Origin of the sequence: Burkholderia sp. HI4860, from assembly GCF_002223045.2 — a bacterium.
Taxonomy (GTDB): Bacteria; Pseudomonadota; Gammaproteobacteria; order Burkholderiales; family Burkholderiaceae; genus Burkholderia.
On sequence record NZ_NKFO02000003.1, the window covers coordinates 3,105,219 to 3,117,748 of the forward strand.

Sequence of the window (12,530 nt, forward strand, 5' to 3'; positions counted from 1 at the left end):
GCATGGCGAAGGCCGCACCGCAGCAAGTTTCGTTCGATGCTGGCGAACTGTCGCCGCTGCTTGGCGCACGTGTCGATCTGGCGAAGTACGGCAACGGCTGCATGCTGCTCGAGAACTTCATCGCGACGGTGCAAGGCCCGGCAGTGCGCCGAGGCGGCAAGCGCTTTGTCGCGGCGGTGAAGGATTCTGGCAAGCAGGCGTGGCTGCTGCCGTTCATCGTGTCGGACGGCATCGCGTACATGCTCGAATTCGGCGATCGCTACATTCGGTTCTACGTGAACCGCGGCCAGCTTATTGACGGCGGTACGCCGGTCGAGATCGCGACGCCGTATTCGCTTGCCGATTTGACGACGGTCGACGGCACGTTCGCGATTCGTGTGACGCAAAGCGCGGACACGATGTACTTGTTCCACGGTTCGTATCCCACGCAGAAGCTGCTGCGCACCACCGCGACCACCTTCGAACTGCAGCCGGTCACGTTCGTCTCCGGCCCGTTCGCGAGCGTGAACATCGACCAGGGCGTCACCGTCAAGGCGTCGGCGCAGTCGGGCGCCGTGACGCTCACGGCGACGGGCGGCAACGTCTTCCGCGCGTCGGATGTCGGCACGCTGTTCTATCTGGAGCAATACGACAACTCGGCCCACCTGCCGTGGATTGTGCATCAGCGCATTCTCGTCGGTGATATCCGACGTGTGAATTCACGCACGTATCTGTGCACCGCAATCGGCGGCGACGTGCCGGGTGAATTCCAGGTCACGGGATCCGAGACGCCGACGCACACCCAAGGCGAGCGCGCCGACGGCGATTTTCAGGATCTGCCGAACGACAACTTCGGCGCGATCGGTGCGATGTGGCGCTACCAGCACTCGGGATATGCGATGGTGAAAATCACCAGCGTGACCGATGCGCAGCACGCAACGGGCGTCGTAACGACGGGCGACTCGTCGGAACAGATCGTGATTCCGTCGCAAATCGTGTCAACGGGCACGTACAAGTGGGCGCGGTCGCTGTTCAACGCGGACGACGGCTATCCGCAGATGGGTACGTTCTGGCGCAACCGGCTATGGATGATGCGCGATCGCTGGCTCGTCGGCAGCGTGTCCGCTGATTTCGAAAACTTTGCATCGAAGGATGCCGACCAGCAGACCGACGACTCGGCGATCGTGCAGCAGCTCAACGCCCGCCAGCTCAACAAGCTGGCGTGGATGGTCGAAGCCGACAGCCTGATGATCGGCATGACCGGCGACGAGTGGGTTGTCGGGCCCGCGAACGCGTCGCAACCAGTCAGCGCAACGAACCTGAACGCCGCGCGTCGGACGTCATACGGTTCGAAACGTCTGCAGCCGGTGCAGGTCGGCGGCACGATCCTGTTCGCGCAAAAGAGCGGTCGCAAGCTGCGCGACTTCAAATACGACTTTTCGTCCGACAACTACGTGTCCACGGACGTCACGAAGATCGCTGACCACGTGACACGTGGTCGCGTCGGCTCGAACAACGGGATCATGTCCCTCTGCTACCAGCAGGAGCCGCACTCCGTCGTGTGGGCCGCTCGCGCCGACGGGCAGCTGATCGGGTGCACGTACGACGAAGAAGCGGGGCGCAGCGACGTCTACGGCTGGCATCGCCATCCGGACGCGAACGGTTTCGTCGAGTGCGTTGCGTCGATGCCCGCGCCGGACGGCGCAGCCGACGACCTGTGGGTGATCGCCCGGCGCCAGATCAACGGGCAGACGGTGCGCTATGTCGAATACCTGAACCCGTCATTGCAGGACGATGAAGCGCAGTCGTCCGCGTTCTACGTCGACGCCGGAATTACGTACAGCGGCGCGCCGACGACCGAGATTTCCGGGCTCACGCACCTTGAAGGCATCACGGTTGCCGTGCTGACCGACGGCGCGGTGCACCCATCGCGTACGGTGGCAGGCGGCGCGATCGCGCTCGATTGGCCCGCGTCGATCGTGCACATCGGAGTTCCGACGAAATGTCGTATCCAAACTATGCAGCTGAACGCCGGCGCCGCAAACGGGACAGCACAAGGAAAGACCAAGCGCGTATCGAACGTCGTGACGCGCTTCTCGCGGAGCCAGGGCGGCGCCGTAGGCCCGTCGTTCAAAGACGCCGATCTCGAACCGCTGAATTTCCGTAAGCCGTCGAACGCGATGGACAACGCGGTGCCGTTGTTCGACGGCGACATGAAGTCGGACTGGCGCGGCGGCTACGAGGGTCAGTCCTGGATCTGCTACCAAAATGACCAACCGTTGCCCGTGACGCTTCTCGGCTTCTTCCCGATCGAGGACACGCAGGATGATCGCTGAACACCTGACGCCCGCGCACATTCTCGCCGTCGACCTGCAGCCAGCGCAGGCCGGCGTTGCGGGCGCGCTGACGCGCGAATACGCCGAGAAGCTGTGCACGCTGACCCGCGTCGGTTGGGCGATCGTCGACGGCGACGCGGTGCTCGGGTGCGGCGGCATTGTCGAAATTTGGGAGAACCGTGCGCAGGCGTGGACGCTGATCTCGTCGGCGTTGCTGCGGCGGTTCCGGCCAGCGCATCGGATGGTGCGCGCAGTGCTCGACGATGCGCCGTGGCGCCGAATCGAAATGGACGTCGATGCGTCGCACGCGGCCGGCATCGCCTGGGCGGAACACCTCGGGTTCGTGAACGAGGGCGTACGTCGGAAATACACCGTCGATGGGCGGGACGTGATTCTTTTTGCGAGGGTGAAATAGTGGATCCGGTATCCGCACTGACCATTGGTAGCGCCGCGATTTCGACGGTCGGCGCGATCTCGGGCGGCATGGCGAAGTCGGCGCAGGCGAACCAGCAGGCTGCCGCGCTTGACCGCAATGCCGCGCTTTCCGACCAACAGGCCTCGCAGGTCTACGCGCAGAACGTGAACCGCGAGACGGCGCAGCGCGCGCAGGCCGGGCAGCAGCTTGGCGAGCAGCGCGCGGCCGTGGCCGAATCTGGCTTCAATCCGAACGCAGGTTCCGCGCTCGACACGCAGGTGCAGAGCGTGCGCAACGCCGAGCTCGACGCACTACAGACGCGTTATCAAGGGATTCTGCAGGGCCAGTCGCTCGAAGACCAGGCACAGCAGGATCGGTACGCCGCGCGCACGGCGCGCGCGAGCGCAAACAACAGCTTGGTCGCCGGCGGGATCTCGGCGGCCGCGTCGCTGCTCGGCGGCGTCGCGTCGTACGCGAAGACCGGCGGCAGCCTGTTCTCGAGCAGCACGGGCGGATCGTTCTCGCCGCTCGGCGGGCTGTCGTCGTTCGGGCGCGCTGGCAACATGACGGCGGGGTTGTATTCGGGCGCGAATAAGTTCGGCTTCACGGGAGGTCTGTAATGGCTGGAATTCGGATCCCCGTCTATAACTCGCAGGTCACGCCCACGCTACAGCCGTCCGGCGCGCGCGCGCCGTTGACCGTTGTCGACGACAGCACGGGCAGCGCAGTGCAGCAGGTCGGCGCGGCCGTCGGCCAGGTGGCGGGCGTGCTCGAAACGCAAAAGCGGCAGGACGAGCAGGCTACCGTCGCGCGCCAGATCGGTGACGATCGCGTTACCTGGCTGCAAAACATGCAGACGGCGAAGGACAACGCCGCGCCCGGCGCGCCGGATTTCACGCCCAATCTGATCCGGGGGTTCGACGACTACGCGCAGCAGCAACTTCAGCAGATGCCGGACGGGCCCGCGAAGCGCTTCTACACGGTGCAGCTCGGCGACCTGCGCACGTCGCTCGCCGGGCAGGCCGTTACGTGGCAGGCCGAGCAGCACCGCGCGTACAACGTCAACCAGTACCAGCAAGGCAACGACACTGCCGCGCGCGCGATTGCGATGGACCCGACCCTGTACGGTTCGACGCGCGCCTCGCAGCTTGCGCTGATCGACACGGCGCAGCTCGACCCGCAGACGAAGGCGAAGCTCGTCGAGAACTTCAAGGACGTGGCGTCAACGGCGGCCGGCATGCGCATGGTGTCGGCCGACCCCGAGGCGGCGCTTGGCGTGATGACGCAAAAGCCCGATCAGCCGCTGCCGGCGGGTTACGAGTGGGTCGGCGATTTGCCGCCGCACAAGCTCGTCACGCTACAGGCGCACGCGCGCACGCTCGTCGCGCAGCAGCAGAACGCGGCCGAGCGCGACGCGCTGCAGCGGGAGAATGCCGCCGTCGACCTGCATAACCAGGCCCTGACGCTCGTGAACGAAGGGAAGCAGCTGAGCCCCGAATTCACGAACCAGTTGCTCACCGGCACGCAGGGCACGACCGTGGCCGGCGCAGTGCGTGAGCTGATCGGCATGGCGAGTCAGCGTGCGGGCTTCGCGAGTGCGTCACTGTCGCAGCAGGCCGCGACGCTGCAGCAGTACCAGACCGAAGCAGCAACGCGCGGCACCGATCCGGATCAGGCGGCGGCCGTGAAGCAGCTCGAACAAATTCATACGGCGAGCGTCGCCGCGTACAAGGCTGACCCGTGGAATGCAGCGCTCGACCGCGGCGTAGTGCAGGGCGTGCCGCAGGTCGACACGTCGAGCGTGCCGGGCCTCGTCGCGTCGCTCGCCGGACGTGCGCAAGCAGCTGGCGCGGTTGAGGCGGCGGCCGGCCGGCGTGTATCGCTAATGACGCCCGCCGAGGCGCAGACCGTGCTGACCGCCGTCGACGCGCTGCCGATCGACACGAAGGCGCAAGCGCTGAACCAGATCGGTCAGGCGTACGGCAACGCCGGCCGCATCGCGGATCTCGCCGCGCAGTGGAAGGAAAAGAGCCCGGCGATGGCGCTCGCACTGAAGGCGGGAGCGGCCGATACGGGCGGCAAGCCGTTGATGACGACGAGCGGCGCGCCGCTCAGCACGTTCATTCTGACCGGCGCGCAGGCACTGAAGGACAAGACCGTGAAGCTCGACGAGGTCGCTGGCACGGGCATGCGCGCCACGATCGCGAACGCGATCGGTGACTCCCTGCCACCCGAGCAGGCCGACGATGCGAAGGAGGCCGCGTACTTCATCGCGGCCGGCAGCGCGGCGCGCGGCGGTCGCACGCAGCCAAGCAGCACCGACGTGCAAAACGCAATCAGCGGCGCGACGGGTGGGATCTCGACGACAGGCGGTCAGCAGATCAACGGCAAGCCGAACGTCGTTGCGATGCCGTACGGCTGGCGCGAGGAAGATTTCCAGACCGCAGTGAAGTCGGTGACGGCCGCGAACATCGAAAACCCGGGCGTCGACAGCGTGCTCGCTAACGGGCACGAGATCCCGGTCACTGACTTCGTGAAGCAGTTCGCGAGCTACCGCCTGGTGCGCGTCGGCGTGCGCGGCACGTACGCGGTGTCGACCGGGTCGAAGTTCGTCACCGACAAGACGGGTGCGCTGGTCACGGTACACCTGACGTTCCCGACGAAGAACGCACAGACCGGCGCGGCACCGGCCGGACAATCTCCGACCATGCCGTTTCCGGGAGGTATGTAATGCCGGTCGATTCGCTGTACGCCGACCAGACCGCCAGCTTTCTGAGCGGGCAGAACCAGATCGACGTGCCCGAGCCGCGCACGTATCCGTCGACGTCGATCACTTCGATCGCGCGCGCGGTGGGGCGCGGGCTCGGGCAGGGCGGCACGGCGTTGTTCGGCGCGGCGTCGGATCTGGCCGCCGGCCTGAGCCAGATCTATGTCGACCCCGACACGCTCACGCTCAATCCGCAGGCGCAGGCCGACGCGGATAAGCAGGTGAACACGGCTATCACGAAGCAGCGCGCCGGGCACCTGTTCGAGTCGCCGCTCGGCACGCGCGCGTATGACCTGTCCGACACGTTCAAGCCCGATCCGACGCGCACGACGGTGATCGACCAGACGGTGCAAGGCGTGATGTCAGGTTTGACGCAGATCGTGCCGGCCGCCGTGCTAGGGGGCCCGCTGGCTGGCGCGGCTGTCGGTGGCACGTCGATCGGTATGTCGCGCGCGGAAGACTTGAAGCGGCAAGGCGTCGACGTCGGTACGCGGACGGCGGTCGGCGCTGTCGAAGGGGCGATCGCGGCGGGGGGCGCGGTGCTGCCCGTGGCGGGTACGACCGCCGCGCGCACGGTGGGGCTCGTTGCGGCGGGTGGCCCAGGCGCTGCCATCGCGCAGGCGACTATCGAGAAGGCGATTCTGCGCAATGCAGACTACGATCACCTCGCCGATCAGATCGACCCGCTCGACCCGGTGAATATCGCGGCGGCGACACTGATGGCCGGCGCGTTCGCAGGTGCGCACACTGCGGCAACAGCGCGCGCCGCGCGGCAGACTGCGGCAGCTGCGGCAGCCGCTGCCGCGCCGCTGCAGTCGCTCGCGATCGACGCGCGCCGCTCGTTGCCGTACAACTCACCGCAGCTTGACGCGTATGCCGTGCAGGCCGCGCAGGCGGCCGGCGTGCCGCCCGAGCTGATGCTCGCGCTGAAGAACGCGGGCGAGAAGTCGAATTCGGGGCAAGTGTCGCCGAAGGGCGCGGCCGGCGTCTCGCAGATGATGCCCGAGAACCTGCGCAAATACGGCGTGACGGATCCGACAGACCCGGTGCAGGCGCTCGACGGTATGGCGAAGTACCTGGCCGACACGCAGAAGCAGTACGGCGGCAACCTGCAGGCGATGATCGCGGACTACAACGGTGGCCCGAAACAGGCGGCGGCCGTCCTGCGCGGTGAACGGCCGCCGGCGAACGAGACGGCGGCATACCTCGACCGGGTGAACGATTACCTCGCGACGCGCGGTATCGACTCGGCAACGTTCCGCGTGTCGCCGGATCAGGTCGACGCCGCACTGATGGCACGCGGGCAGGGGATCATCGACGACGCGTACGTATTCGGGCGGCCAGACGACGTCGCCGCGATGGCCGCGCATCAGGACGCGTTCGAACTGGCCGCCCGCCAGATGGATGCCGGCCAGTTCCCGGACGTCGCGCGGTTCGTGACCGGCGATGATTCGGCGCGCGCGACCGCGCTCGACTCGTTGATCGCGGAAGCCGAGGCGCAGCGCACTGACGTCGCGCAGCAGGCGTCCGGCCTCGCCGATCAGGGCGCCGTATCGCAGATGCGCGCCGAGCTCGACCAACTCACGGCCGCGCGGCCGGACGATTCCGCCGCTGGTGTGAAGGAGCTAACGCGCCAGCTGCAGGACCAAGGCATGAAGTACAAGGCCGCGGCCGCGAAAGCGCAGAAGCAGATCGACGCAGCAGTCGCCGACCATGAGGCGCAGGTCAGCCGCCTGCGCGGCGCGATCGAGGAAAACGCCCGCGCGCAGCAGGCTCACGGGCAGCTCGGCGCGCTCGATGCGCAGCTGGCCGACCTGCGCGCGACGCGCGCCGGGATCGATGCGCCGGCCACGCGCCGCACGCCGCTGTCGCGCTTCATCGAGGACGTCGTGCGCGCGCAGACGCGGCGCGAACCGGTGACGTACCGCGAGCCGCAGGAACCGGTTTTGCAGGCCGCCGATACGCTTTCTGCCGGTGTTGCGCCGCGCACGGCCGGTGGTGTAGCGCTTTCCGGCGGTGCTGCGCCGAGCGCGCGCGCCATCGAGGCGAACCTGCGCGACACCGCCGCGCTGCGACCGGATATGCAGGTGACGATCGATACACCTGCGGGCGAGCGCACGGGCACCGTCGCCGAACTGATGCAGCAGATCGACGACGAGCATGCCATGAACACGCAGGATGCCGGCCTGTTTGACGTTGCCGCGAACTGCTTCATCAGCCTGGGAGGCTAAATGCATCAGAAGTGCGTCAACGCAGTCGAGGCGGCCGCCGGCCGGAAGCTCACGAAAGCCGAGATCGACGGGATCGAAAACCGCGTGCGCGCGGGCATGCGCTCGACAGCACGGCAGGACCCGGCCGCGTGGTCGTCGATGTCGCAGGCCGACCGGGTCGCGGCAGGGGCTGAGTGGGCGCGACAGCAGCTCGTGCACGAGGCCGAGCTCGATCGGGCCCGCAAACAGCTGCAGATCGCGAAGCAGATCGAGACGACCGACCGGATTCAGGAAGCACTGTACGCGGATCCCGAAAACGCTCACCGTAAGCGTGCGCGCGAGTCGGTCGTCGTCCACGACATCGAGCAGACCTATGTGACCGCCGGCGCGATCAAGTCGGATTACATGCGACAGACGATGGATGCGATTGATGCGATGAAAGTCGGGCAGAACTTCCTCGCACGCGCGTTCGATGTGGACAATCCGGCGATGGAGCGCGACATCATCCGCGAGGTGTACCGTGGTGCGGACGGCTCGACGGGCAACGAGGTGGCGAAGGCTGCGGCCGAGCAGATCGGCAAGACGACGAGCGCGATGCGCGAGCGCTTCAACCGCGCCGGCGGCAACGTCGGCGAGCTCGATTACGGGTACGTGCCGATCCGCCACGCGCAGGGCAAGGTGCTCGGTAACGGATCGGATGCGCAGCGGCACGCGTGGGCGGACGCCGTCATGCCGTTGCTCGACCGTTCGCAATACCTCGACGATGCCGGGAACCCCCTGAGCGACGTCGAGCTGCGCAAGGTGCTGGTCGGCGAGGACCGCGAGGCGTGGGAGCGCGCGAACGCGGCCGCGCGCGGCAACATTGCGCCGCGCAAGCAGGGCGTGTGGGACACGATCGCGTACGGCGGTGTCAACAAGATCGTGCCGGGCGAGACGGCCGGCAACGCCGCGCGTGCAAACGCCGGTTCCGCGCACCGCGTGCTGCACTTCCGCGATGCGGATGCGCACATGCAGTACAACCGCCAGTTCGGCGAGGGCTCGCTGTTGAATGCGCTGGTCGACCACGTCGGCGGCATGGCGAAGAACATCGCGCTCGTCGAGCGTTACGGGCCCAACCCGACCCGCAACATGAAAACGCAGATGCAGCTGACGGCCGTGCATGACGGCACGGAAATGCGAACGCTGGAAGGCGGCATGACGTCGATCGGCGCGTACTGGAATTACGTCACCGGCGCGACGAACACGCCCGTCAATCCCGCGCTCGCGCGCAAGATGGAAACGCTGCGCACGACGGTCAGCGCCGTGAAGTTGCAGGGCACGATCCTCGCGGCGCTGGGCGACGTCGGCACGATGTTCGTGACGGCCGGCTACAACAAGGTGCCGTTCTTCAAGTCGCTCGGCACGGCCGCGCGACTGATGGCACCCGGCTCGAAGGACTTCCGGTCGTGGCTGTCGTCGCAAGGGCTGATCGCCGAATCGCTCGAGCACGGGCTGAACCGGTGGGGCACCGACAACCTTGCGACGACGTGGGCCCGCAACCTGTCCGCCGCGACGATGAAGTTCGGCGGCGTCACCGGCTGGACGGACGCGTTGCGCACGGCGTTTCAGTCGCACATGATGCGCGGGCTCGCCGGCATCGGCCGTACCGACTGGAACAGCCTGAGCGAATGGGACCGGCGCGCGCTCACGCGCGCCGGGCTGACGGCCGACGATTGGGCCGTCGTGAACCGCGCGACGCCGGGCCGTTATGGCGATGCCGAATACCTGACGCCTGACGCGCTCTATGCGACCGGCGACGCGCGTGCGGCCGACGTTGTGCCGAAGCTGCTCGGCATGATTCGCGAGGAAGGGGAGTTCGCTGTGCTGAACCCGGATCTGCGCACGAAGGTGATCGCGTCGGCTACACCGGGCACCATCACGGGCGAACTGAAAAAGTCGTTCATGCAGTTCAAGTCGTTCCCGATGGCGATGATCTCGCGGCATTGGGGGCGCATCAGCGATATGCGGCGCTCGGGCGACTTCCGCGTCGACGGCGCGCCGGCACTCGCGAACCCGATGGCCTATGCCGCGGCGCTCGTCGTGAGCACGACGCTGATCGGCGCGATCTCGACGCAAGCGAAGAACCTGCTTGCCGGCAAGGATCCGGAACCGATGTTCGACGACGTGAAGCACGCGGGCGGTTTCTGGACGCGCGCATTCTCGGTCGGGGGTGGGGCGGGCTTCGCTGGCGATATGCTGGTCGCGGCGTTCGAGTCCGCCGACTATGGTTCGCTGCTCGGCAGTGCGGTCGGCGGTCCGTTGCTGTCGACGATGTTCCAACCCCTGCGCGCGATCTCGTCGAACGTGCAGGACGCAGCGCAGGGCAAGGATACGCACGTTGGCGCTGACCTGCTCAAGATCGCGCAATCGAACACGCCGCTCGTGAATCTCTGGTTTTGGAAAACGGTGTGGAACCGCCTGATCTGGGACAACCTCGCCGAGAACCTGTCGCCAGGCGTGACGCAGCGGAACATGAACCGGTCGCGCACACAGTACCACAACGACTATTACTGGTCGCCGGGCACGGGTGAGCCGCAGCGCGCGCCAAATCTCGCAGCGGCGTTTGACGACCAATAACGCACGATTCTGCGGGGGCGATGCGGGAGCATGGCGCAGTCTCTAATAGGGCTGTGTCATGACCGTAACCTCAGATGTCCAGGAAGTCGAGCACGACACCGATGGCGTAACGTCGGTGTTTCCTGTTCCGTTCTATTTCCTGCGAAACACCGACATCCTGATCGATAGGCTTGACCGTGTCGGCGGCATCGTGTCGCTTACCTATGGAACTGATTACACAGTCAACGGTGCAGGCGACCCGAATGGCGGCAGCATCCAAACGACACATGTCGTCGACGCCGGGTACGTGCTGCGCATCTATCGCAGCGTGCCGGCTACGCAAGAAACGCAGTTCCAGCAAAACGACCCCTTCCCCTCGAAGACGATCGAGAAAGCGCTCGACAAGTTGACGATGCTCGTCCAACAGGCGAATCGCGGGGTGGGGCGCGCCCTGAAGTTTCCGAATTCGGACATCGACCCGATTACGGAGTTGCCGAAAGCGCTGAATCGCGCCAATCGCGCATTGGGATTCGACAACCGCGGAGATCCGTTCGCCATCGATCTGACGATTGGGTCGGTCACGACGCCGGTTGTGCAAACCGTCGCAATGCTGCGGCTTGTCGCCAAGACGGCCGCAACCGACGTTTTCGTTGCTCGCTATTGGGCTGATATTCCCGGCGGGGGCGGCCACTACACGCAGCGGTACGCCGTAGCGCCGGGTGGGTGGGAGAACGGCGGAACGCAAATCGTGTCGGCCGATGGCGCAGGGTGGGAACTTGCACATGACGGCCTGGTGTCGCCGCGAGATTTTGGGGCGCGCGGTGAGGGCGTGGCCGGTGGCATTTCTGGTCCGGATGACACGGCAGCCGTACAGGCGTGGCTCGACGTTCTTTCACCGACTGTTGCCGGGTATTCGGACGTTGGTGTTTTCAACGTCAGCGCGACGCTACACAAAGTCGGCAGCTACATTTCGATCAGTGGCCCGGGGGCCGGAAGCAGCGTTTTCAATGTCATCGGTGGCGCCAGTTCGGATGACGTGTTCTGCTTCGGTGACGGCGTGACGACGTGCTCGTACTGGTCCGTGAGCGGATTCGGTATCGAATCTGCCGTCACAAAATCGGGCGACAGCGCCGCGCTGCACTTCAAGAAATTCATGGTCGAGAACTCGGTGGCGAACGTCGCCATCGGTGTGATCGCGCAGAATAAAAAGCTGCAGCATGGATTCTGGTTCGACGTCGTCAACGTGATGTACCTCCACCGCGCGAGCGTATATCGGTTGCTCGGCGACGGCATTCGCGTAAACGGTAGTGCGACCGACGACAGCGGGTCCGATCTGTATATCACGCAAGGCACCGTCACGTACTGCAATGTTGGTCTGCATTGCGGTGGTGGCTTTGGTGGCCTCTACACCGTCGAGTTCAACAGCTTCGTCAACGGCATCAACTATCTGATCGACAACACGATCGCCGCGTTTCGAAATCGCGAAATGTTCTTCTCACAGGACACGGTATCGGACGGCGCGCTGATCGCCGGGATCGTGATCGACGACACGCATACCAGTAACGCCCCGATCGTAATGGGCATGATGATCGGATCGTCAGGGCAGTTTGGCGGCCCGGGCCCGCACCACGGCCTGTGGGTCAAGAACTGGCCGAACGGTCGGATCTCGGTCAACTCAGGTCAGATCATGAACAACTTGGGCGATGGTGTGCATACCGACGATTCGTCGGTTGTGCTGGCGATTGGTTCTACTGCATCGATTTTCAACAACACAGGGTGGGGCGTCGCCGCGTCGGTTCGGTCGTACCTGATCTACTACTTCGGTTGCTACATGGATCGGAACGGCGCCGGCGACCTGCACCCGAACACGGGGTGCGCGAACGGCACGACGTTCGCCCCGTCGATCGGCGCAACGTCGGGAGCGCTCGGGGCTTATTCGGCGACTGGCCGATGGACGACGCACGCCAAGCAGGCTGGATTCACGATCTACGCGACCGTGTCCGACGTCGGGACCGCGGCGGGGGCGCTGCGGATCCCCCTGCCGTTTCAGGTTCGGCAGGCCGTCACCGTACAGGGTAGTGACCAGTCGCTCGGCACGGCGCTAACGGGCTACATCGATGCGAACTCGTCGACCCTCGTGGTTCGTAAAGCTGACGGTTCGTTTCCCGCACACAACGGGGCGACCTTGTCGCTGACCGGTGGCGGCATCGAGTTTGCGTGACCGGGAG

General features: G+C 65.8%; 7 protein-coding genes. All 7 read left to right on the forward strand.

What is annotated here, in order from left to right; all coding sequences use genetic code 11:
• The first annotated feature begins 2 nt into the window (after positions 1 to 2).
• From CFB34_RS29825 to CFB34_RS29855, 7 genes are read left to right on the forward strand one after another with little or no spacing between them, the layout of a single operon-like run.
• Positions 3 to 2,315 (forward strand): hypothetical protein, encoded by a 2,313-nt coding sequence (locus CFB34_RS29825; RefSeq protein WP_089440531.1) that lies wholly within the window; start codon positions 3 to 5, stop codon positions 2,313 to 2,315.
• The gene (locus CFB34_RS29830; protein WP_089440530.1) at positions 2,305 to 2,730 is read left to right on the forward strand and encodes a GNAT family acetyltransferase; all 426 of its coding nucleotides are present in this window, start codon (positions 2,305 to 2,307) and stop codon (positions 2,728 to 2,730) included. The genes CFB34_RS29825 and CFB34_RS29830 overlap by 11 nt, the downstream gene beginning before the upstream one ends.
• Positions 2,730 to 3,350, forward strand: a complete 621-nt coding sequence (locus tag CFB34_RS29835) for a hypothetical protein (RefSeq protein WP_242808711.1) — start codon at positions 2,730 to 2,732, stop codon at positions 3,348 to 3,350. The genes CFB34_RS29830 and CFB34_RS29835 overlap by 1 nt, the downstream gene beginning before the upstream one ends.
• Entirely contained in the window at positions 3,350 to 5,461 is a 2,112-nt protein-coding gene (locus CFB34_RS29840; protein ID WP_089440529.1) for a hypothetical protein, read from the forward strand. Before CFB34_RS29835 ends, CFB34_RS29840 begins: the two co-directional genes overlap by 1 nt.
• On the forward strand, positions 5,461 to 7,728 hold the full coding sequence (locus CFB34_RS29845; protein WP_089440528.1) for a lytic transglycosylase domain-containing protein: 2,268 nt from the start codon (positions 5,461 to 5,463) through the stop codon (positions 7,726 to 7,728). The genes CFB34_RS29840 and CFB34_RS29845 overlap by 1 nt, the downstream gene beginning before the upstream one ends.
• Positions 7,729 to 10,323, forward strand: a complete 2,595-nt coding sequence (locus CFB34_RS29850) for a hypothetical protein (protein WP_089440527.1) — start codon at positions 7,729 to 7,731, stop codon at positions 10,321 to 10,323.
• A 58-nt stretch (positions 10,324 to 10,381) separates the two neighbouring features.
• Complete coding sequence (locus tag CFB34_RS29855; protein WP_143329450.1) at positions 10,382 to 12,523, forward strand: hypothetical protein; 2,142 nt, start codon at positions 10,382 to 10,384, stop codon at positions 12,521 to 12,523.
• Positions 12,524 to 12,530: the final 7 nt, after the last annotated feature.

Coding starts and splice junctions, on each gene's coding strand:
- CFB34_RS29825 (WP_089440531.1), top strand. CDS start 3: ATGGCGAAGGCCGCACCGCAGCAAGTTTCGTTCGATGCTGGCGAACTG.
- CFB34_RS29830 (WP_089440530.1), top strand. CDS start 2,305: ATGATCGCTGAACACCTGACGCCCGCGCACATTCTCGCCGTCGACCTG.
- CFB34_RS29840 (WP_089440529.1), top strand. CDS start 3,350: ATGGCTGGAATTCGGATCCCCGTCTATAACTCGCAGGTCACGCCCACG.
- CFB34_RS29845 (WP_089440528.1), top strand. CDS start 5,461: ATGCCGGTCGATTCGCTGTACGCCGACCAGACCGCCAGCTTTCTGAGC.
- CFB34_RS29850 (WP_089440527.1), top strand. CDS start 7,729: ATGCATCAGAAGTGCGTCAACGCAGTCGAGGCGGCCGCCGGCCGGAAG.
- CFB34_RS29855 (WP_143329450.1), top strand. CDS start 10,382: ATGACCGTAACCTCAGATGTCCAGGAAGTCGAGCACGACACCGATGGC.